This is a genomic window from Lacisediminihabitans sp. FW035, assembly GCF_054880895.1.
Map to the genome: position 1 here is coordinate 472213 of NZ_CM142187.1, position 22525 is coordinate 494737.

A 22525-nucleotide genomic window follows, 5' to 3' on the forward strand; every position below is an offset into this window, starting at 1 on the left:
ATCAGCGCCGAACGGGTCGACTGCAATTGCCGTTTTCGTGCCGGTGACGTAGCCTTTACCTATTCGTTATAAATCCGATGGGCGTGCGCCCTCGGATGTGCGGCCTTGACCACGTCGATTGCAGACACGCCATAACCAGACCTACAGACGTACTCGAGTTCTCCAACTCGTTGTATTTGTTGTTGGAGGACCACCAGCTGTGAACGCCCCACGCTCATCCATGCCCGCTCGCCAGGCGACGTCGGAGCGCCGATAGCGTGGCGGACTTCAGCTGGAACCTCGACTCCGAGTCCGACGCCGCCGCCTCTGCTCCAGCAGCGGCGACCTCGCGTCGTGCGCTTCGCGCCCAGGAGACGGCGGCGTCGGCATCCCGTGTGCGCAGTATGAAGGCGCCCCGCGGTTTGAAGGTTCTGCGCACCAAGGCTCCGCGCACGGCTAAGGCGCCGCGCGCCGTGAAGGCCCCGCGCCCGGCCGCTGCGAACAGGGCTCGAATCGCCCGCGCGACAACGGCTCCCGCGACAGCGGTGCCCCGCGCATCCGCTCGCTCCCGGAGTCCCCGTGGTGGGCTGGTGCTTCGCAAATTCATCACCATCAGCGCGATGTTCGGCGCCGGCGCCCTGCTGGTGGCGACCTCGCTTCCCGCAGTCGCGCTCCACGTCACCTCGGCGAGCGCCCTCACCCCGGTGAACCAGAGCACGTCCAGCTCGGAGGTGCAGAGCCTGGCCGTGGACAGCAGCGCCGTCGATGCCGCTCCGTCGCGCGACCCGTACACCGTGGTCAACACGATTCAGCAGGCCCGGATGAAATTCGGCCTGCAGAACTTCGAATACACGAACGACACCAACGGCACGATCCAGTGGCCGTTCCCCGCGCCGGTGCCGATCAGCTCCGGCTTCGGGGCGAGGGTCTCGCCCTGCGGCGGGTGCTCATCGTTCCATGAGGGAGTGGACTTCATCCCGGGCGCCGGAACCCCCATCGGCGCGATCGCCGACGGCACGGTCACCTACGCGGCCTACGACGGCAACTTCGGCTACCACGTGATCATCGACCACAACATCAATGGCCAGAAGGTGCAGAGCCTCTACGCGCACATGCTCGCCGGATCGATCAAGGTCGTCGTCGGGCAGCAGGTAACCGTGACTCAGGAACTCGGACTGGTGGGCAGCACCGGGCACTCCACGGGAGCCCACCTCCACCTCGAGGTGCACCTCGACGGCACGCCGGTCGATCCCTTCGCCTGGCTCAAGGCGAACGCGAACTGACGTCCGCCCCCGCTTGCGGGGCTGGCCTTCCGTGGCCAGTTTGGCTACTGTTGAAACAATCGTCACATTCGCATAGACATTGTGATGTTTCGAGACCGAAGTAAGTCAATGGCCGTGCCAGTCCAGTGGTACCGCGCATCGCCGCAAGGAGCACCCCTCATGTCACCAGCATTCCGTGACGAGTCGTGCAGCCGTGGGACCGCTCCCTCGGGCCGTGACCGCTCTCTCGTCGGGCGCGCATGACGTTCGACTCCGGGATGCCGCCCGCGCGAACCCGACGGGAGCTGGCAGAAGCACGCCGCGCCTCGACCCCTCGCATCCGCGCCGGAATCCCGCGCCGCACTGTTGCGGCACGTCGCCCCGCAGCAACTCGCTCCATAGCAACTCGCTCCGCAGCAACTCGCCCCACAGCAACACTGCGCCGCAACGGAGTCCGTCGGGTGCTGCGCAAACTGATGACCGTGGGGGCGATGGCGGGTGCCGCAGCCCTGCTCATCTCCACTTCTCTCCCGGCCAGCGTCTTTCTCAACCCCTCCAGCACCTCGAGCGCCTCGGCGAGCACCGCATCCGTGAGCGCCGCAGTGCCGGTACAGAACCTCAAGGTGGATGCCTCAGCCACGGCCGCCGCGCCCGCCCGAGACGCCTACACGGTCGTCTCCCTCGTGCAGCAGATCGCGACGAAGTATGCCGCCGCCGCTCGAAGCAACGCCTACACGAATGACCCGAACGGCACGATCCAGTGGCCGTTCCCCGTAGCCGTGCCGATCACCTACGGCTTCGGCCCGAGGTCGGTACCCGGCTGCGGATTCTGCTCCACCTTCCACCAGGGCGTCGACTTCACGCCCGGATCCGGGGTGGCCATCCAGGCCATCGCCGACGGCGTCGTGAGCAAGGTCGAGTTCGATGGCGGAGGCCTCGGCAACAACGTGACCATCGACCACAACATCAACGGCCAGAAGGTGCAGAGCGTCTACGGGCACATGCTCACGGGCTCGGTGCGGGTTGTCGTGGGCCAGATGGTCAAGGTGACGGATGAGGTGGGCCAGGTCGGAAGCACCGGCGCGTCCACCGGCGCCCACCTCCACCTCGAAATCCACCTGAACAACACGCCGGTCGATCCCTTCGCCTGGCTCAAGGCCAACGCGAACTGACTCCTGCTGAGCGACCTGCTCAACCGGCAGCGGTGCCTACGAGCGCAACCAGGCCGCGGTGTCACCCGGAAGCATTCGACCGCTCACTTCTCCCGACGCCACGAGGATCTCGCCCGCGGGCAGTTCCACCGGCTCGGAGCCTGTGTTGGCGAGCACTGTGACGGAGCCGTTGCGGAATGCGACAACCGCATCCGGGTAGCCCGTGAGCCATTCGACGTCGCCGAGTCCGAGATCCGCGAGGGACCGTTCGGCCAGGAGGGCACGGTAGAGCTCGAGCGTCGACCCGGGCACTCCGCGCTGGGAGTCGCGAGCGTAGGGAGCCCAGTCGGTGGGCTGCGGGAGCCAGCTCTTGCCGCTCGTGCCGAAGCCGTACGAGGGGGCGTCCGCCTCCCAGGGGATCGGCACGCGGCATCCGTCCCGGCCGTAGCGTTCGCCATCGGTGCGGAACCAGGTGGGGTCCTGGCGGGCGTCGTCGGGCAGGTCGATGACCTCGGGAAGGCCGAGCTCCTCGCCCTGGTAGAGATACGAACTGCCGGGCAGGGCGAGCATGAGGGTTGTCGCCGCGCGGGCGCGGCGAAGGCCGAGAGATCGCACCGGCTGGCCGGGGGAGCGCGGTCCGATGCCGTGGCCCTGTGGGTTCTCGGCCGTCACCGCGAGGCGCGAGGCGTGACGCACCACGTCGTGGTTCGACAGCACCCAGGTGCTCGGGGCACCGACCCCGGTGAACGCCTCGAGCGAAGAGTTGATGATCGCCCGCATGGTGGGGCCACTCCAGGGCGTCTCGAGGTAGGAGAAGTTGAAGGCCTGCTGCATCTCGTCGGGGCGCACCCAGCCGGCGAGCTTGGCCAGCGGCTCAACCCAGGCCTCGGCGCAGAGCACGCGATCGCCCTCGTATTCCTCGAGCACGGAGTGCCAGTCGCGGTAGATCTCGTGCACGCCGTCCTGCGCCCAATAGGGCGGGGTCACGTCGTCGTCGCCCAGATGCGCATCGATGGCGGGCTCGAGGCCGAGGGTGCCACTTCCGCCCATGCTGCCGCCATCCGCCGGTGCCGTGTAGTCGGGCAGGCCGGCTGCCTTGATGAGGCCGTGCGCCACATCCACCCGGAAGCCGTCGACGCCCCGGTCGAGCCAGAACCGCAGGATGTCGCGGAACTGCGCGCGAACCCACGGGTTCTGCCAGTTGAGGTCGGGCTGGGAAGTGTCGAAGAGGTGCAGGAACCACTGACCGGGAGTGCCGTCGGCGTTTGTGATCCGGGTCCAGGCCGGGCCGCCGAAGACGGACTCCCAGTTGTTGGGTGGCAGCGCGCCATCGACACCAGTGCCCTCGCGGAACATGTAGCGGTCGCGTTCGGGGCTGCCCTCGGGTGATGCGAGCGCCTCTTGGAACCAGACGTGCTGGTCGGAGGAGTGGTTGGGCACGAGGTCCACGATGAGCTTGAGGCCGAGTTCGTGCACGCGCTTCTCGAGCGCGTCGAAGTCGGCGAGGGTGCCGAAGATCGGATCGACGTCGCAGTAGTCGGCCACGTCGTATCCGGCGTCCTTCTGCGGCGAGGTGTAGAACGGCGAGAGCCAGACGGCATCGACCCCGAGCTCGACCAGCGCTGGCAGCCTCTCGGTGATGCCGATGAGGTCGCCGAGACCGTCGTCCCCCATGCCATCGGCGAAGGATCGCGGGTAGATCTGGTAGATCACGGCGGAGCGCCACCACTCGCTTCCGGGGCTGGTGGAGGGGGTGACGGTCTCGGTCGAGGGCGCAGAGAAATCCTGCAGAATGTCGAGGCTCATCCAAAAACCCTATTGCATCGCCTGTCGGCCAAAATCGCGAAGATGCCTTCCGCGCGTAGGAGTGACGGAAAGCGTACTGTCTGCATACGTGAACTCTTCGCCCCTCTGGCTGCTGGTGCTGATCTTCGTCGCGGGAGCGGCCGTGATCTGGGTGGCGGGTATCCAACTGTCCAAAACGACGGACGTCCTTGATAGCCGACTGCACCTCGGCAGTGCCCTCGGCGGATTGATCGTTCTCGCGGTCGCCACAAATCTCCCCGAGATCGCCATCACGGTCAGCGCGGCTCTGTCCGGGAAGATCGAGATAGCGACGGGTAACATTCTGGGCGGCATCGCGATGCAAACAGTCGTACTGGCGATCCTCGATCTCTTCGGACGGAGGGGAAAAGGAGTGCGGCCGCTGACCTACCGGGCCGCTTCCCTGACGTTGGTGCTCGAGGCGGTGGTCGTCGTCGCGGTTCTGAGTGTCGTCGTCGCGGGCAGCCAGCTTCCCGCCGCGCTCGTGGTCGCGCGGGTCACGCCGGATGTACTCGCCATTGCCGCCCTCTGGATCGTCGGCCTGTTTCTGGTGAAACGCTCCGGCTCACACCTACCGTGGCACGAGGATGGGTCGTCACCGGGCTCGTCTCCGCATCCCCGCGGACATCGACGCCACACTCCGGACAAGAAGATGAGTGTGACCAAAGCTGCCATTGTGTTCGTGGTCTCCGCCCTGGCCACGCTCGTCGCGGGTGTGGTGCTCGAGCGGGCGGGTGATGCCGCGTCGTCGCAGATCGGTTTATCCGGGGTATTCTTCGGGGCGACTTTCCTAGCCTTGGCGACATCTCTGCCCGAGATCTCCACCGGGCTTCAGGCCGTGAAGCAGGGCGACGACAACCTGGCGATGAGCGACATCTTCGGGGGGAACGCTTTCCTGCCTGTTCTCTTCCTGGTCGCGACGATCATCTCGGGGAAGTCGGTGCTGTCCCACGCCAACCCCAGCGACATCTACCTCACCGCTCTAGCTGTGCTGCTCACTCTGGTCTACGTCGTCGGTTTGATCTTTCGACCGTCCCGACGGATCCTCGGCATGGGTATCGACTCGCTCACTGTGGTCGTCCTCTACGCGGTGGGTATCCTTGGGCTTGTCTCGATCACGAGTGGATGACCGACCTGCCGTCGTAATCGGGCTGTAACGCCGCTGCGGTAGTTTCTGCACTAACCTGCGGAGCCCCACCGCCCTCCGCGTCGCGCAAAAGGATCACCATGGGCATCGTGCACGAGCCGCACCACGACGGTTCTCCCCTCTATGTCTCGGATGCCGCGCCGGCGCTCGGCGACCACGTGCGGGTGCGCATCCGCATCCCGCAGGACCTCGGACCGGTCATCGCCGTGCACACCCGCTCCAATCCGGACCACGAACCGCGGTTCGCCGTGGCTTCGCCCGTTGCGGATGTCGACGGCTGGGAGTGGTGGGAGGCGGAGATCGAGATCGAGAACCCGGTGCACGGGTATCGCTGGCTGCTCTCGCTCGCCGACGGGAGCTCGGCGTGGCTGAACGCCACGGGCATCCACGCGATCGAGACTCTCGACTCCGAGGACTTCCGGCTGGTGACCTACCCGGCCGCGCCGGACTGGTCGTCGTCGACGGTGATGTACCAGATCTTCCCCGACCGCTTCGCCCGGTCGGCGGCGGCATCCGCCCGTGAACTGCCCGACTGGGCCGAACCGGCCGAGTGGACTGATGACGTGATCTACGTGGGCGCGGACACCCCGCGCCAGTTCTACGGCGGCGACCTTGCCGGCATCGCCGAGCACCTCGACCATCTCGTCGCGCTCGGCGTGACGCTCATCTACCTCACGCCGGTCTTTCCGGCGCAGTCCAACCATCGCTACGACGCGCTCTCGTTCGCCGAGGTGGATCCGCTGCTCGGCGGAGACGAGGCGCTCGTCGCGCTGATCGAAGCCGCCCACGCAAAGGGTCTGAAGGTGATCGGCGATCTCACCTCCAACCACAGCGGTGACGCGCACGAATGGTTCCGGGCATCCCACCTCACTCCGGGTGCAGCGGAGAGCGAGTTCTACTACTGGCTGGATGCGCAGCAGGAGCGCTACGTGTCGTGGCTCGGGGTGCCGAGCCTTCCCAAGTTCAACTGGAACTCGGCCGAGCTGCGCCGCCGGTTCATCGACGGCCCCGATTCGGTGGTCGCCAAGTGGCTCGGCGAGCCCTACAACCTCGACGGCTGGCGCATCGACGTCTCCAACATGACCGGCCGTTACCTCGAGCAGGACCTCAACCAGGAGGTGCGCCGCACGATCCGCCGCACGATGGTGGCGACGAAGACAGACACGATCCTGCTGGGGGAGTCGACCAACGACGCCGCGAGCGACTTCCCCGGCGATGCCTGGCACGGCGCGATGACCTATGCCAACTTCACGCGCCCGGTGTGGGGCTGGCTCTCCGAGCCCGGAAGCCTCGCCCCCGGCGGCATCGGAATGGCTCTCGGAACGATCCCCAGCTATACGGGAACGCAGGTGCACGCGGCCCACATCCGCTTCACCGCGGCCTTCCCGTGGCGGGTACGGCTCCACAATATGAACGCGCTCGACACCCACGACACCCCGCGCTTCCTCACCCACGCGCGGCAGGGCACCGTGCCCGTGGCCTTCGGGCTCTCGGTCACCCTTCCGGGAATCCCCGTCGTGTTCGCCGGCGACGAGTTCGGTCTTACCGGATCTGATGGCGAGGAGTCTCGCACGCCGATGCCCTGGGGCACCGAGGCGGCAGCCGCCGGCACGATCTCTCTCTATTCGCGGCTCATCCACCTCCGCACCTCCCACCCGGCGCTCAGCACCGGTGGCATCCGCTGGCTGTACGCGGGGGACGAGGTGCTGGTGTTCGTGCGGGAGTCGGCCGGGCAGAGTGTGCTCGTGGTGGCCGCCCGCGACGATTTCGACGTGACCCTCGCACCCCACGCGGTCGCCGGGTTGCCGGTGACGCTCTTCGGGGAGATGGGTGCGGTGCAGACTCCGGAGGGCCTGAGGCTGAGCGGATCCGGACCGGCATTCGGTGCCTTCGAGCTGCCGGGCATCACCCTTCCCGACTTCTTCGAGCCGGGCATGATCCTCGCGCTCGAATAGCGGCGCGGGAGGCCCCCTCCCGGATGCTATTCTCTAACGGTGCCAAAACGGCCGCGCATTCGTGCGCGCTGCTTTCGCCCCCTTAGCTCATTGGTAGAGCACTTCCTTGGTAAGGAAGAGGTAGTGGGTCCGATTCCCACAGGGGGCTCGCGCATCCTTCACTCGGATGCAGCCCGGCGGGGTAGCTCAGGTGGTTAGAGCACACGGCTCATAATCGTGGTGTCGCGGGTTCAAGTCCCGCTCCCGCTACCTTCGCTAAAAGTGCTGGTCAGAAGCAGAATGTCTCGTCAATTCCGATCCCGCACGCGACCACGTCGCCGCTTTGATCGGCCTCCGCTGAGCTGATCATTTCGTGGACACCCTTCATGAGGCCATCGCTACGCGGGGAAGTGAAGTACCTGCGGTGATCATTGCGGAAATCGAGGATAGGCATCGGGGTGATCTCGCAGATCCAATCCGCGGACAAACGCATAGCCGTGGACGGGTGGCCTGGGTTCCCTGAAATGGTTCTTCCGCACGAACCCGTAAGCCCGAGTTGCTCAAGCGAGACTGGTACGGATTCGCCCTCACCCCACGGGTCCGGGCGCGGGACAGCAACGTGTGCGCTCATCGCCCGTCCGTACGACGACGGATCGTATAGCGGTGCTCTGGTCGACCGGTGCGGCCGTAGCGGAGTTCGAGCGTGATCGCCCCGCTCTGTTCGAGCTGTGTGAGGGAGCGTTGTGCCGTTGCGCGGCTCATTCCGAGCCCCTCAGCGATGTCGGTGGCCGACAACGGCGTGTCGCTGGAGTTCAGTGCGTCGTACACGCCCTGAAGGGTCGGGGCCAGCCGACTGAGCTCCGTACGTAGGGGAGCCGTGGTCGGCCGCATCAGGTCGAAAATGTGATTGATATCGACCTGCGTCGCCTCGTCGGTCAGCTCGTCGATGTGCGCAGAGGCGTCCCGGAACGCGGTCAGCCGTTCTGCGAGCTGCGCGAAACTGAACGGTTTGACGAGATAGTGAGTCACTCCCAGTCGCAGGGCCGAACGCACATTCAACACATCGTTGGCGGCCGAGATCACCATCGCGGCCGGAGGGGAAGGCCACTGGAGCATTTCCTGAAGGGTGCGCAGCCCGTCCACATCGGGTAGGTAGATGTCCATCAGTACGAGATCTGGGCGCAGCGTCGACGAAAGGTGGAGAGCCTCGGCCGAAGTGTGCGCCTTACCCACCACGGTGAAGCCCTCGATGCGTTGCACGAATGCCTCGTGAAGCGACGCGACCCGGAAGTCGTCATCGACCACCAGCACGGTCGTGGGATCGGGGGTCATGACCGCACCGGTGCCACGGCCACGGGGGCGAGCGGCAAGACCACGGTGAAGGTGGCGCCGGGTCCCTCCGACACGGTGATCGATCCGTCGAACCTGCTGACAGTCTTCTCCACGAGGGAGAGGCCCAGCCCGATGTGGCGGACCACCGACCCCCGTTTGGTCGTGTAGCCGTTGCTGAATATCTGAGGAATGGCGCCATCGGGAAGCCCGGGGCCGTTGTCGCTGACCGACAGCACCAGCGACTCTGGCGCCTCAACGACGCTCACCGAGACCCGGCGAGGCGGGCGGCTCTCCGAGAGAGCATCGAAGGCATTGTCGATCAGATTGCCGAGGATGGTGGTGAGGGCCTGCACGTGTCCCGGTGCCTCGCTCAGCCGGGTTTCGGGAGCGATGACGAAGTCGATTCCGCGCTCGTGAGCTTCAGCAGCCTTCCCCAGTAGCAGCCCGACGATCTGCGGAGCCTCGATATAGCTGCGCAGCGACTGGTCGAAGTCGGCGGTGCTTCCCCGGATCTCTTCGATGTAGGCGAGAGCCTCACCCGGTCGTTCGAGTTCCAAGAGGCCTGCAATGGCGTGCAGCCGGTTTGCGAACTCGTGTTGCTGCGCCCGGATCGACTCGGTGAAGTTGCGTGCGCCATCCAGCTCGCGGGTGAGCGCCTCGAGATTCGTGCGGTCCTGAAGGGTGACGACGGAGCCGTGGGGCCGCCCGCCGAGGATGACGGGCATCCGATTGATCACCAAGCAGTAGTCGTCGGTGATCACGATGGCGTCCGTCACGACGGAGCTGCCCGTGAGTGCCTCGGAGAGCGGACCCTCACCGAGCACCTCGGCAAGCGGGCGATCAAGGGAGTCAGAGGGCAGTCCGAGCAGGCGTCGAGCCTCGTCGTTGATCACAGTTATGCGCCCGGCGGTATCGACGGCGATCACGCCCTCCCGAATACCGTGCAGGGTCGCCTCGCGCTCCTGGAACAGGCGGGCCACTTCGTCGAGCTCGAGACCGAAAGTGCGCCGCTTCAGCAGTGTGGCGAGGCCGAACGACGCGAGTGCGCCGATCGCGAGCACCGCGGCGACCCAGATGGCATAGGTGGGAAGTTGAGCGAGCAGCTCGCTCGAGACCGAGCTTTCACGAATGCCCACCGAGACCTCGCCAATCAAGGTTCCCGCTTCGGAATACAGCGGAACGCGCGCACTCGCGTTCACTCCGGTGGCCCCCGCGTCCACCCCGAGGTGCGCCTTTCCGTCCAGTGCGACGATGGGTTCGGAGACGGGCTTGCCGATGAGCTCGGGGTTGGGGTGGCTGTGGCGCACCCGTTGCATATCGATGAGCACGACATAGGAAGCACCGGTGCGCTGGGCGGTCGCCGAGGCCACTCGCTGCAACATCGGCTGGCAGCCGCGATCCTCCGTCGCCATGCAGTCCTGAACTGAAGGATTCTCCGCGAAAGCCTGGGCGATTGCGGCAGCCCGTGACTGGTACTCGTGATCGAGATTCGCACGAGCGGTGGTGGCGAAGAGCACGAATCCCACGGCGAGCGAGCCGACGAGAATCACTAACTGCGCGAGGAAGATCTGGCTGGAGAGCCGCCTGATCCGTCGTCGCATCACGCTTCATTATCGCTGCGCCGCCGTGAACCCGCACGTGCGCAGAATGCGCGAAAGTCCCCGCAATGCGCTTAACAGGCGAATGGCGCACAAGCGCGACGGCGGTGGGGGTGCGCGCGCAGTCTTCCTGAAACACGCACTACACAGACAGAGAGGTCTTCAGCGCATGCGTACTCCCCCTTCTCCCCAACCACGACGGGTCGGCGTCGGCGGCATGGACGATGCGGCTCGCATCGAAATCGTCGGCCTGACCAAGCGGTACCTCACCCCGAAGGGCGAGACCTTCACGGCGATCAAAGACGTGACCCTCACCGTGGAACCCGGGCAGTTCTGCGCCATCGTCGGCCCTACTGGGTGCGGCAAGTCCACGACCCTCGCCCAGGTCTCCGGCCTGGAACAGCCGAGCGAGGGATCCGTTCTGGTGGGCGGCCAGCGCGTCGACGGGATCACCGACGGGGTGAGCTACATGTTCCAGGCGGACTCCCTCTTTCCCTGGAAGACTGTGCTCGGCAATGTGATGATGGGTCCGATCCTGCTCGGCACGTCCAAGACGGAGGCGACAAAGCTCTCCCTGGACTGGGTGCGGCGGGTCGGCCTGGCCGGCTTCGAAGATCGCTATCCGCACCAACTCTCCGGCGGAATGCGCAAACGGGTCGCGATGGCCGCCGCGCTGATCAACCGGCCCCGCATCCTGCTCATGGACGAACCCTTCGGCGCGCTCGACGTGCAGACGAAGGCGATCATGCAGTCGGAGTTGCTACAACTCTGGGAGGAATTGCGCCCCTCGGTGCTCTTCATCACCCATGACCTCGACGAGGCGGTGACGCTGTCTGATCGCGTCGTCATCATGACCAGCAGCCCCGGCACCGTGAAAGACGTCTTCGACATCGACCTTCCACGCCCGCGGGGAGACGTGCAGACGCTGCGCCACGAACCGCGATTCCAAGAGATCCAAGGTCAGATCTGGGAGTCGTTGCGCGACGAAGTCACTCGCGCGTACCAGCTCTCATCGGCGGTGGCAGCGTGAGCGTGCTCAGGCAGGAGACCGCGATCCAGGGTGTCTCGGACACGATCCCCCAATTCGACTCGGAAGCGTCGTTGAGGGAGTCCGCCCGTCGGGCTCGTCAGCGTCGCACCACCTGGGTGTGGGTCGGTCGTGCGCTCGTCATCATCGTCGTGCTCGGCGGATGGCAGTCGTTCACGGCGATCGGATGGGTCGACAAATTCTTCTACGGTCGACCGAGCGATATTTGGAACAGCCTCGTGACACTGTTCACCGAGGGCACCGCGTTCGGGTCGATCTGGGACAACATCTGGGTCACCGTGCAGGAGGCGCTCTATGGCTTCCTCGTCGGGACCATCGCCGGAATCATCGTCGGCATCCTGCTCGGCTCGAACCGGTACCTGTCGGACGTGCTGAATCCCTACATCAAGGTGCTCAATTCAGTTCCGCGCATCGTGCTCGGATCGATCTTCATCGTGGCCTTCGGTCTGGGGATCTTTCCCAAGATCCTGCTCGCCGCAGTTCTCGTGTTCTTTGCAGTGTTCTTCAACGCCTACCAGGGTGTGCGCGAAGTCGACCAGAACCTGGTCGCCAACGTGCGTGTTCTCGGCGCGTCCCCGCTGCAGATCGCACGGCACGTGACCATTCCGTCCGCGATGACATGGATCATCGCCAGCCTGCACACCGCGTTCGGTTTCGCCATCATCGGCGCACTGGTCGCCGAGGTGCTGGGGGCACAAAAGGGCATCGGGCTCATCATCAGCCAGGCGCAGGGACATTTCGACCCGAACACGGTGTTCGCGTGCATGGTCATCATGGCCGTTGTCACCCTCGGGGCCGAATACTTCATCACCCTGCTCGAAAAGGCGGTGCTCAAGTGGCGTCCGCCGTCGCGCTCCGAGGCGCAGGCAATCTGAGTTTCTGTCTCTCCCACCAAGTCAGCCGGAATCCCTCCGGCACCACGAAAGGAATCACACAAGATGAACAAGCGCAGCATCGTCGCTGTAGTCGCAGCATCAGCAGCAGCAGTGTCGCTGGGGCTCGCCGGTTGCAGTAGCAGCACTCCGTCGGCCTCGAGCTCGAACCCCGGTTCGAGCGCGGCCCTCCCGGTAGTCAAGATGATGGTCGGAGGCATCGACAAGCAGATCTACCTTCCCTACCAGCTGGCAGAGAGCCTCGGCTACTACAAGAAGTACGGCGTCGACATGCAACTCTCCACCGAACAGAACGGCGGTGTCGGAGCGGAAGAGGCCATGGTCTCCGGCTCGGTGGATCTCTCGGGTGCCTGGTACATCCACGCGATCGATTTCCAGTCGAAGGGCAAGAAGGTCATCAACCTGATCCAGCTCTCCGGGGCACCGGGTGAACGCATCATGTGCACCCCGAAGTCGAACGTCAAGTCGGGGGCGGACCTCAAGGGCAAGAGCGTCGGTGTGACCGACCTCGGCTCAGGAACGGACGAGCTCACCCAATTCATCGCCTCGAAGGCGGGGGTGAAGAAGACCGACTACAGCACCGTCGTCGTTCATGCCGGAGCCACCGCGATCGCGGCTCTGCAGCGGGGCAGCGCGGATTGCGTGATGACCACGCAGCCCACTGTCGGAGCTCTCGAGTCGCAGAAGATCGCCACCTCGTCGATCGACCTCGCGAGCACGAAAGGCGCGAAGTCAGCGCTCGGCGGGGCCTGGCCAGCCGCGGGCCTACTGGCTCAGGAGTCCTGGGTCAACTCTCACAAGGCCGTCGTGCAGAAGGTCGTCACCGCGCTGACCGCGACCATGCACTGGATGCACACTCACACCGCTCAGGACGTGGCCGACAAGCTCCCCCAGTCGTTCGTGCAGAATTCGACGATCTCGAAGGCGGACTATGTGAAGGGCCTGGAGCAGGACTACGGCCAGTTCCTTCCGGACGGGCTGATGCCGGTCGGTGGCCCGAAGACGGTGTTCCAGATGGAGAACGCGATCGGCGTGGACACCTCGAAGATCTCGTACACGGACACGTTCACCAACTCGTACGTGCAAGTCGCGCTCAAGCAACTGGGCATCACACCGACCACAGCCGCCGCAGGCGCACAGGGCTGATCCTCTGCCGAGTCGCGGCCCCCGAAGTGCCCACAGTGGACACTGCGGGGGCCGTTCTGCGCAACCAGACGAGTCAGGAAAGCGCCGCATCGGCAGCGCTGTCCGTACCAGAATCGGGACCATCGACACCCTTCTCTTGCCAAATCCGCCTTTCAGTAGAGCTGGCGGGCTGCGGAGAGAGCGACTGTGATTCCGCCGACATCTCACGGTCGGCGCAGGCCCCCTGCCCAGGGGGCTGATGGCAACGCAGCGCAGGCGGAGCGGTCGTCGGGTCGCTACAGTCCCAGCGTGAGCAGATCCTCAACGGCGGGTTCGCTCGCCGCCGTGGAAAAGACCTCAAGCGCTTGGACTACGGATTTCTGGTCTTCGGGGGTCATCCGGGAAAGGATCTCGGAGATCGCGAGTCGGCGCCTCTCGGTGACCTCATCGACAAGGGCGCGCCCGGCGTCCGTGGCACTGATGAGCACTTCTCGCCGGCTATCGGGGCTGGGTGATCGTTGAACCCAGCCGCCGATCACCATCCGGTCGATCGAGCGGCTGAAGGTGGATGAGTTTGCGCTGAGTCTCTCGGCCAGGCTGCCCATTCGAAGCGGTCCACCGCTCGTCAGAACAACCAGCACGCGGAATTGTGGGAGGGAGACGAACTCGAGGGCGGGCGAAACCGACCGGGCGACGACTCCGAGCAGGGCGCGGGACGCCGTCAAAATCGAGTCGGTGGTCTGCCGCCTGAGCCGGGATGTGTCCTTCACCGCTCTCCTGTCTTGCGAACCAAGTCACCGGTGGCACCTGCACGCCAGCAACATTTGCAAGGCTACACGCCGGCTGCTCGGGTCGCTCGTTCTCGTATCGCAGAAGCGCTACGGACTCGATACCCCCGGCGCTCACCCACACGCGCCGGCCGGAGCTGTGCCGCCGGACTGCGGATCCCCGGTCTGGATGGTGAGCGTCACGCCCGAATCGATGGCGGTCGGCGCCCCAGCGGCGGGCGCGCTCGCGCTCACTCGACACGGGTTGCTCGAGGTGGCTTTCCAGGAGAAAGTGATCTTGTCAGAGGAGAAACCGTGACTGACCAGATCCTCCACGGCTGCCTTCTTCGACCTGCCGATCTCATCGGGCATGCTGATGGCAAGCGAGCCATCACTGGTGTACACGGTCACCGTCGCGCCCTTGGACACGCGAGTGCCGGCCGCGGGCGACGTGCGTGCGACCTGCCCGCCGGGGAGACCCGCAGCGACCTCTCCGCCGTCGAGGAGCCTCAACCCCCGACTGGACAGGGCGGCCTTCATCTCGGTCGACGAGTATCCGGTCATGTTCGGAACCAGCACGCCCTCCCCGACGAGGAGTGCCGGGTCGGGCACAGGGAAGGCCTCACCGCGATATCGGGAATCGCTGTTCAGGGACGCCAGCGTCGTTCGAAATATGTTGAACTTCGTGTTGTACCCGTTGGTGCCGGCCACCGAGATGCGCCTGAGGTCCTGGTGCCCCGATATGTTCCCCACCCAAACCGCCAATGCGACCTTTGTAGTGGTGCCGATGAGCCAGTTCTGGTCGGCTGTATCGGTGGTTCCGGTCTTGCCGACAACGGGGACGCCATCGCGCGGGTTGCCGTGCGTTCCTGTTCCCGACTTCATCACAGTGGCCAGCGCGAAAGCGACCGTGCTCGCGACCTCGGGTGACATTGCTGTGCTGCAGGCCTTGCCCTGCCCTGGCAGACTCGCCCCCTCTCCGTCCACGATCCTGTCGATGATGACCGGGGTGCAGAACATGCCCCCCGCGCCGATGGTCGCGATCGCTCCGGCCATGCTGAGCGGTGCGATCTCGTTGACGCCGAGCACGGAGGACGGCGTCACTACGAGTTGCTTCCCGTCGGCTCGGTGTACACCCATGGCTGTCGCATCCGCACGGATGTCACACAGGTCCAGCTGTTGGGCCATGGTCATGAACGCGACGTTCACAGAATTCTGAGTCGCCCTGAGCACTGACATGTAGCCGCCCTCGTTGGGCGAGTCGTTTCGCGGGCGATAGCTTCCGACGAATGGCTTCGAGCACGAAGCCTGGAACGAGGATTGTTGGAAGGTGCGGACGCTCCCGTTCACGTACTCGTTCAGGCCATGACCGTTTTGCAGCCAATCGGTGAGGGTGAACAGCTTGTACGTCGAACCGGTCTGGAATCCAGAGGATCCCCCGTACGCCTTGTCGGTGCTGAAATTGACGGCGGTCTTGGCGGATCCACCGCCTAGTGCCGAATTGTCGAACGCCTTGTTCTGGGCCATGACGAGTATCCGTCCAGTCCCCGGCTGAACAGAGACGGCAGACGCACCCAGGGCGAAACGGGTTTCCGATGCCGGTGCATTCCGCCTGAGCGATGCGGTAGCGACATCCTGCTGGGCGAGGTCGATGCTGGTGTACAACTTGTAGCCGCCGCGCGCCCAATTCGCTTCCCGTTCTGCGGCGTCGCTCCCGAGCGCCGCAAGCGTGGGCACCAACCGGGTCACGTAGTCGCAGGCGAATTTGGCGTCGGCGGCATACAGGCACCCGTTCCTGTCGGGGCTCAGCGCGACCTCATCTTCGATCTTTGTCGACAGGGCACTCTGGTACTGGGACTCCGTGATGTAGCCCTGGTCGAGCATGTCCGCGAGAATCTGGTCGCGGCGTACCTTATTGGCCGGATAGTGTGCGGGATTGCCCAGATTCTGCAGCGAAGGCTGCTGCACGATCGCGATGAGACTCGCTGCTTGCGCGAGCGTCACGTCTTTCGCGCTGACGCTGAAGTACTTGTCGGACGCGGCCTGGATGCCATAGGTATTGCCGCCGAATCCAACGATATTGAGATAACCGAGCAAGATCTCCTGCTTTGAATACGCCTTGTCGAGACCGATGGCCAGTTTCATCTCGCGGAGCTTGCGGGAGAAGGTATCGGTGATCGCCGCAGTGTAGGCCTTCGCTCTCGCGGTCGGATCCTCGATCTTGACCGCGCGCTGGACCAGAATGTTCTTCACCAGCTGCATGTCGATAGTCGAGCTTCCGCTCGTGATGGCCTGGTTGGCGACATTTCCGGCGGCGGCTCGGGCGATGGACTTGAGATCCACCCCGCCGTGTTCGTAGAACCGCTGGTCCTCACCCGCCACGAGGGCATCCTTCACGAATTCCGACACGCTGTCCCAGGCGACGATCTCCCGGTCCTGGTCGAAGACTGTAGCGATCTTGACTGGCGCACCATCGCGAGTGGCGAAGATCTCGTTCTGCTGGGAGAGGCGCCCGATAGTAATGGAGTCGGGGAGGTTCTCGAAAATCGAGATGGCCGCCGCCGATGCGCGGCTCGGCACGATCACGGCGGGAAGAACCATCACCGTGACGAGCACTCCGGCCAGGATTCCCAAGCCGACAATCCCCAGCCACCCCATCACGGCCTGCCGAACGTCATTCATTGGCATTCATCCCGCGGGCCAGTACGGGAAGCGACCGAGCCGGATGCCGAGCAGGTCTCCGGCGGCTGGCTTTCGAGCCAGCTGTCACGCCCTCGAAGACGGGCCGAATTTCGGAGACAGGTTTCATCGAGCGACCTTTCGGGCAATGCCGACGAGACTTCCCTTGGCGGCGCCATGGATCTCGGGTGAGGGAAGGAGATTAGTGCAGCGATACAACTATTGCTAGTTTACACATTTTGCCTGAATGGCTCAGCGAGGGCTGGGCAGAGTGTGCCGGTCGGCGCGGAACGCCGGGAATCCCCGGCATTCCGCGACCTCGACTGCGCTACTTCGTCAGTCCATCGACGTAGGACTTGTTCTTCGCGATCCACTTCTCGACGATGGGGGTGTAGTCGTCAACCGATCCCTCGACGTTGTACATGTCGTTCTCGAGCGAGAACAGCAGCTTCGACGGGAGTGTGAAGCCCTTGATCCATCCGGCCAGCTTCGGATAATCAGCCGAGAAAGAGGTGCTCGCCAGGGAGTGGATGGACTCCGACGTGCCGAGAGTGCCCTTCGGGTCCTTGAGGTCCTTGATCGGGAAGGCGTCATAGGCCCATTGCGGGCGCCACAGGGTCACCGCGATGTTCTCGCCCTTGCTGGTCGCGGACTTGAGCTCCGCGAGCATCGCGGGAGTAGACGAGGTGACGAACTTCATCTTCTCGAGTCCATACTCCGGGATGACCTTGTCGGTGACGGCAGCGGTGAGGCCGGCGCCCGGCTCGATACCGACGATGCGGTTACCGAACTTGCCGGCGTTCGCTGCCAACTGGTCCAGGGAGTCGATCGGGGCGTCCTCGTTCACCGCGACGGTGAGCTTGGCATCGGAGTTCCAGGCGCCGAGGTCGGTGATCTTGTCGCCGTACTTCTTCATGTAGGAGGCATGGGTAGTGGGCAGCCAGCCGTCGAGGGCGAGGTCGTAGGCGCCCGTGCTCACCCCAGCGAAGACCGGGCCGGCGTCGGCGTACTTCAATTCCACCGAATACCCCTTCTTCTCCAGGATCGACTTCCAGAGGTACGAGGCCGCCTCGCCCTCTGGCCAGCCATTGAAGACTCCGATACTGAGATCTGCCTTGTCGCCGTTCGATGGGCCGGATGACGATCCCGACCCGGTCGTCGACGCGCACGCGGAGACGCCGACCAGTGTGATTGCTGCCACGGCGATTGCCGCGAGGAGACGCTTATTCATGGTGATTCCTTTTCTTCCCGAAGCTGTGGTCCGGGAGATTGGGTTATGCCGTGCTCGGGACTGCCGGGGTGGCCGGCGCCGAGCTCGGCGGGTTTTCGACCGACTCATCGACGGTCGAATTCTGGGGGAACAAGCGACGTGGGCCTCGTCGCGCCCCGCCGAGCGAGGCGGTGAGACGATCGAGAAGGATGGCGAGGATGACCACCGACAAGCCGGCTTCGGCTCCGAGGCCGACATCGATTCTGCTCAACGCCTGGATGATGTCCCTGCCGAGTCCATCCGCCCCCACCATGCTCGCGATGACGACCATCGACAGGGAGAGCATGATGACCTGGTTGATGCCGGCCATAATCGTGGGGCGGGCCAGGGGCAACTGGATCTGGAGGAGGATGCGCCCGGGGGAGGCCCCGAAGGCGTGACCGGCCTCGATGACCTCCCGATCCACCCCGCGGATGCCCAACTCGGTGAAACGCACTCCCGGGGCCATGGCGAAGGCGATCGACGCGACGATGCCGGGAACGGCGCCGATACCGAAGAGGATGATCGCCGGAATCAGGTAGACGAAAACCGGCATGGTCTGCAGGAAATCGAGCACGGGCTTGAGGATGGACGACACCGTGTCGGATCGTGCCGCCCAGATGCCGATCGGGATGCTGATCACCACGGCGACGAACGCGGCAACGAGGGTGAGCGCGAGGGTGTCCATCGCGTTCTCCCACTGGTTGAGGCCAGCGATCAACAGTAGTCCGACCGCCGCTCCGGCACCGAAGCGCCAGCCTTTGGCGAACACCGAGATGGCGACGAGAACAATCAGGATCACCCAGAATGGCGGGGTGGAGAGGGCGTAGTCGAGACCGTCGTAGAGCCCGCCGAAGGCCCCGGAAATGAGGTCGAAGAATCCGGCGAAGTGGAGGGTGATGAAGTCGACGACGGTGGTCACCCAGTCTCCGACGGGGATGCGGAAGCCGTTCACTTGGATTCTCCTTCAGCGTTCTCGAAGACGCCGTTGGGACGCTGTGCGGTGGCAAGAAGCGTCTCGGTGATGACATCTATGGGGATGGTGGACGGCGGTTCGACCAACTGGATCTCTCCGGTCGATGGCGGTACGTTCCCGAGCGCGCCGAGCAGCGTCACCCGGGGCACGACGCCGAGCAGTCGTTCCTTGGCATCGGTGACCGCGACGGGCAGGGAGCTCTCCACGGCGGCCTCGAACAGCTCGGACAGGGCGGTCGCGCCGGTGACCGACCCCACGGGACGCACGATGGGGGCGAGGTCGGTCTCGGAGTTCTTCACCAGCCGCATCACGTCGCGATCACGGACGACGCCGAGGAATCGACGTCCCTCACCGACGACGAAGACCGTCGAGGTCTGCAGGTCCCGCATCACCCGGAGGGCGGCGCGGGGGCCTGCGGTAGAAGAGATCAGGGCACGGACGGGCTCCATGACGCTGGCGGCAGTGAGTACGCGAGCACGGTCGACATCCTTGACGAACTGGGCCACGTAGTCGTTGGCCGGATCGGTGAGAATGTCCTCGGGGGTCCCCACCTGCACGATACGACCGTCCCGCATGACCGCGATCCGGTCGCCGAGGAACATGGCTTCGTTGAGATCGTGGGTGATGAAGATGATGGTCTTGCCGAACTCCGCCTGGAGTTCGACGAGCTGCTCTTGCATCTCCCGACGGATGAGCGGGTCCAGCGCCGAGAACGCCTCATCCATGAGCAGGATCTCTGTGTCCGCGGCGAGTGCCCGCGCCAGGCCGACGCGCTGCTGCATTCCCCCGGACAACTGGCCGGGGAGCTTGTCTTCCCAGCCCTCGAGGCCGACTCGCTTGACGACAGCGAGGGCGCGCTCCCGACGCTCAACCAGTGGGACTCCCTGCACCTCGAGTGCGAACGCGGCGTTGTCGAGCACGGTGCGGTGCGGAAGGAGGGCGAAATGCTGGAACACCATCGAGATGCTCCGCCGGCGCACGTCGCGCAATTGAGCGGCGTCCGCGCCAGTGATGTCGATGCCGTTGATGGACACCGATCCGGCGGTGGGCTCGACCAGCCCGTTGAGCATCCGGATGAGCGTGGACTTGCCAGAGCCGGACAGCCCCATCACCACGAAGATCTCACCGCGCTTGACCTCGAAGGACGAGTCGATGACGGCGACGGTGGTACCGCTTCCGAGTGAGTCGCGCGAGGCTCCGCTCTGAAGTCGCTTGATGCTTTCGCGGGGTTTGCGTCCGAAGACTTTGTAGAGGCTTTTCGCCTTCACTGCTATTGAATCTGACACGGGCTTCTCCAGACGCGCGTTCGCGATCCACCAGATCTCGAACGCGGCTCATGTGTTATCGACCGGGTCGTGGGCACGCCAGGTGTACTCCCACATCAAGCAGCGGCGACGGGTTTCACCGGTGCGATCGGAGTGTCACGATGGTGCCGCCATGGGGCAGCACCGACGACGCCAGACCATACGTTGGCATCCCACGAAAACATGGAACGGGAGCGCGGACTGGGCTCTACTGGCCAAAACGGCCACCACGAGGCTAGCAACATCCGTGGCTCGGCCGTCGGGCGCGGGCCCGGAATCGGTGCCCCTTCCCGTGCCGCGACCGGGATCCCTTCCCGTGATTTCAGGGATCCAGCGCCCTTTCAAGTAGTTGCAGCTTTGTTACCTTGGCGAGCGGATGGGGCGCTCGACGGCTCCCGAACCCGCTCCGTGCTACGGTTATCTGTGCATAGATGCAATTGTTGCATCGATACGGGAAGTGAAGTGATTGTGGCATCTGTGCGAGCGCGATGGGCCGAGCCCGTCTTTCGGTTCTCGGCTGCCCTGAAGCCGCTTGGCGACCGCCTTGGGGTTGCCTCGCTGCAACTGGTGCTGCCCGCGGTCATCGTGGGCGGAGGAGCCGGCCTCGCTGCTGTCGGCTTCCGGTGGCTCGTTTCGGCAGCGACCTTCGTGTTCACCGGCACCCAGGATTACTCCTCGTCGGTGGGACATCCCGCCAACCCCTGGATCCCGTGGCTCGGCGGTGCGTTCGTCATCTTCGCCCCCGCCGTCGGTGGATTGCTCTACGGACCGCTGGTCGACCGCTTCGCCCGCGAGGCGCGCGGCCACGGAGTGCCAGAGGTGATGTATGCCGTGTCGAAGCGCGGTGGTCGGATTCCGGGAAGGGTCGCGGTGGTCAAGGCATTGGCTTCGGCGATCACGATCGGATCCGGCGGATCGGTCGGGCGCGAAGGTCCTATCGTGCAGATCGGGTCGGCGATGGGCTCGACCCTGGCGCGACTCATGCGGATGCCCGAATCTCGAGTCCGCACGCTGGTCGCCTGCGGAGCGGCAGGCGGGATCGCCGCTACCTTCAACGCTCCGATCGCGGGTGTGTTCTTCGCCCTCGAACTGCTTCTTCGGGACTTCGCGGCGACGTCTTTCGGCGCAGTGATGCTTGCATCGATCACGGCATCGGTGGTTGGCCGATCGTTGCTTGGCGATCATCCCTTCCTGACCCTGCCGACCTTCACCGTCACGAACCCCTCTCATCTCGCGCTGTTCGCGATCCTCGGCCTGTTCGCGGGACTCGTCGGCGTCGGCTTCACCCGGGTGCTCTATGCCATCGAGGACTTCTGCGACTGGGCCTGGCACGGCCCGGAATGGCTTCGACCGGTGGCCGGTGGGCTCTTGCTCGGGCTATTGCTTTTCGCCATCCCGCAGATGTACGGCGTCGGCTACCCCGTGCTCGAGAAGAGCGTGATGGGTGGGTACGCCGTGGGCATGCTCATGCTGCTGCTGGTTGCCAAGATCATCGCGACGAGCCTCACCATTGGAATCGGCGGATCCGGCGGCGTGTTCGCCCCCTCGCTGTTCATCGGCGCCATGCTCGGCGCGGCGTTCGGCGATATCGTCGGTTCGGTCATCCCGAGCCTTGCCGGTCAGCCCGGAGCCTTCGCTCTGGTCGGCATGGGGGCCGTCTTCGCCGGGGCGACCCGAGCGCCGATCACCGCCGGGATCATCCTCTTCGAGCTCACGGGGGAGTACAGCATCATCCTGCCGCTCCTCTTGGCGATCATCGTGTCGACAGGGGTCTCGCGTGCGCTCACCGCAGACACGATCTACACACTCAAGCTGCGCCGACGAGGGGTCAATATCGGCACGGCGCCGGCAAACACCGCTCTGCACTCCCTGCACGTTCGTGACGTCATGGTCTCGTCCGACACTATTCCGGAGGACACTCTCGCGAGCCACGGTGCGGGACTTCTCATCGCATCGGGTCGACCGGCGCTGCCGGTGACGACGGCGGGCGGTGACTTCGCGGGGGTATTGACCGTGCGGGCCGTCGCCGACGCCCTGGCGAACGACGACGACTCATCCTCGCTCACCGTCGCAGGCCTCTGCGAGCTCTCGGACACGGTGCGGCCCGGGGCCACTCTCGATGGAGCGCTGGACACCGTCCTCGCCGCAGCCGACAACGACGGCGTCCCCGTGGTCGACGAGGCAGGCGCGCTTCGCGGCTGGCTCGGCCAGAACGTGGTGCTTCGCGCGCTCGCGGGCGAACGCTAGCCCAGCGTCG

At 65.0% G+C, this 22525-nt stretch carries 16 protein-coding genes and 2 tRNA genes; 10 read left to right on the forward strand and 8 right to left on the reverse strand.

Going from position 1 to position 22525, the window contains the following annotated elements; translation table 11 throughout:
• Positions 1 to 257 precede the first annotated feature (257 nt).
• Positions 258 to 1262: a M23 family metallopeptidase gene (locus ACVXZ4_RS02395; RefSeq protein WP_461796651.1), complete on the forward strand. Its 1005-nt coding sequence runs from the start codon at positions 258 to 260 to the stop codon at positions 1260 to 1262.
• A 239-nt stretch (positions 1263 to 1501) separates the two neighbouring features.
• Positions 1502 to 2413, forward strand: coding sequence for a M23 family metallopeptidase (locus ACVXZ4_RS02400; RefSeq protein ID WP_461796652.1), 912 nt, complete (start codon positions 1502 to 1504; stop codon positions 2411 to 2413).
• A gap of 36 nt (positions 2414 to 2449) precedes the next feature.
• Here the strand turns inward: ACVXZ4_RS02400 and ACVXZ4_RS02405 are convergent, their stop codons facing one another.
• Positions 2450 to 4198, reverse strand: a complete 1749-nt coding sequence (locus ACVXZ4_RS02405) for a glycoside hydrolase family 13 protein (protein ID WP_461796653.1) — start codon at positions 4196 to 4198, stop codon at positions 2450 to 2452.
• Between the two features lie 88 nt (positions 4199 to 4286).
• On the opposite strand from ACVXZ4_RS02405, the gene ACVXZ4_RS02410 reads away from it, so the two are divergent.
• The 4 genes from ACVXZ4_RS02410 to ACVXZ4_RS02425 all read left to right on the forward strand — a co-directional run bounded on the left by ACVXZ4_RS02410 (position 4287) and on the right by ACVXZ4_RS02425 (position 7567).
• Positions 4287 to 5345, forward strand: a complete 1059-nt coding sequence (locus tag ACVXZ4_RS02410) for a sodium:calcium antiporter (protein ID WP_461796654.1) — start codon at positions 4287 to 4289, stop codon at positions 5343 to 5345.
• Positions 5346 to 5443: 98 nt separating this feature from the next.
• A complete protein-coding gene (locus ACVXZ4_RS02415; protein WP_461796655.1) occupies positions 5444 to 7318 on the forward strand; it encodes a glycoside hydrolase family 13 protein in 1875 nt (624 codons plus the stop codon).
• 76 nt (positions 7319 to 7394) lie between these two features.
• Positions 7395 to 7466 (forward strand) — tRNA-Thr (locus tag ACVXZ4_RS02420).
• 27 nt (positions 7467 to 7493) lie between these two features.
• Positions 7494 to 7567 (forward strand) — tRNA-Met (locus ACVXZ4_RS02425).
• 357 nt (positions 7568 to 7924) lie between these two features.
• Here the strand turns inward: ACVXZ4_RS02425 and ACVXZ4_RS02430 are convergent.
• Together ACVXZ4_RS02430 and ACVXZ4_RS02435 are read right to left on the reverse strand one after the other, a co-directional pair.
• Positions 7925 to 8629, reverse strand: a complete 705-nt coding sequence (locus tag ACVXZ4_RS02430) for a response regulator (protein ID WP_461796656.1) — start codon at positions 8627 to 8629, stop codon at positions 7925 to 7927.
• Entirely contained in the window at positions 8626 to 10230 is a 1605-nt protein-coding gene (locus tag ACVXZ4_RS02435; RefSeq protein WP_461796657.1) for an ATP-binding protein, read from the reverse strand. Before ACVXZ4_RS02435 ends, ACVXZ4_RS02430 begins: the two co-directional genes overlap by 4 nt.
• 166 nt (positions 10231 to 10396) lie before the next feature.
• Here ACVXZ4_RS02435 and ACVXZ4_RS02440 point away from each other — a divergent pair, with 166 nt between their 5' ends.
• From ACVXZ4_RS02440 to ACVXZ4_RS02450, 3 genes are all read left to right on the forward strand, one after another.
• The gene (locus ACVXZ4_RS02440) at positions 10397 to 11257 is read left to right on the forward strand and encodes an ABC transporter ATP-binding protein (protein ID WP_461796658.1); all 861 of its coding nucleotides are present in this window, start codon (positions 10397 to 10399) and stop codon (positions 11255 to 11257) included.
• On the forward strand, positions 11254 to 12150 hold the full coding sequence (locus ACVXZ4_RS02445) for an ABC transporter permease (protein WP_461796659.1): 897 nt from the start codon (positions 11254 to 11256) through the stop codon (positions 12148 to 12150). Before ACVXZ4_RS02440 ends, ACVXZ4_RS02445 begins: the two co-directional genes overlap by 4 nt.
• Before the next feature lie 63 nt (positions 12151 to 12213).
• Positions 12214 to 13314: an ABC transporter substrate-binding protein gene (locus ACVXZ4_RS02450; protein ID WP_461796660.1), complete on the forward strand. Its 1101-nt coding sequence runs from the start codon at positions 12214 to 12216 to the stop codon at positions 13312 to 13314.
• A 275-nt stretch (positions 13315 to 13589) separates the two neighbouring features.
• Here the strand turns inward: ACVXZ4_RS02450 and ACVXZ4_RS02455 are convergent, their stop codons facing one another.
• The 5 genes from ACVXZ4_RS02455 to ACVXZ4_RS02475 form a co-directional block, all read right to left on the reverse strand.
• A complete protein-coding gene (locus ACVXZ4_RS02455) occupies positions 13590 to 14063 on the reverse strand; it encodes a MarR family winged helix-turn-helix transcriptional regulator (RefSeq protein WP_461796661.1) in 474 nt (157 codons plus the stop codon).
• A gap of 132 nt (positions 14064 to 14195) precedes the next feature.
• Entirely contained in the window at positions 14196 to 16742 is a 2547-nt protein-coding gene (locus ACVXZ4_RS02460) for a transglycosylase domain-containing protein (protein WP_461796662.1), read from the reverse strand.
• Positions 16743 to 17067: 325 nt separating this feature from the next.
• Positions 17068 to 17970: a glycine betaine ABC transporter substrate-binding protein gene (locus tag ACVXZ4_RS02465; protein ID WP_461796663.1), complete on the reverse strand. Its 903-nt coding sequence runs from the start codon at positions 17968 to 17970 to the stop codon at positions 17068 to 17070.
• A gap of 43 nt (positions 17971 to 18013) precedes the next feature.
• A complete protein-coding gene (locus tag ACVXZ4_RS02470; RefSeq protein WP_461796664.1) occupies positions 18014 to 18943 on the reverse strand; it encodes an ABC transporter permease in 930 nt (309 codons plus the stop codon).
• Entirely contained in the window at positions 18940 to 20250 is a 1311-nt protein-coding gene (locus ACVXZ4_RS02475; protein ID WP_461796665.1) for a quaternary amine ABC transporter ATP-binding protein, read from the reverse strand. Before ACVXZ4_RS02475 ends, ACVXZ4_RS02470 begins: the two co-directional genes overlap by 4 nt.
• Before the next feature lie 480 nt (positions 20251 to 20730).
• On the opposite strand from ACVXZ4_RS02475, the gene ACVXZ4_RS02480 reads away from it, so the two are divergent.
• The gene (locus ACVXZ4_RS02480) at positions 20731 to 22515 is read left to right on the forward strand and encodes a chloride channel protein (protein ID WP_461796666.1); all 1785 of its coding nucleotides are present in this window, start codon (positions 20731 to 20733) and stop codon (positions 22513 to 22515) included.
• Positions 22516 to 22525 lie beyond the last annotated feature (10 nt).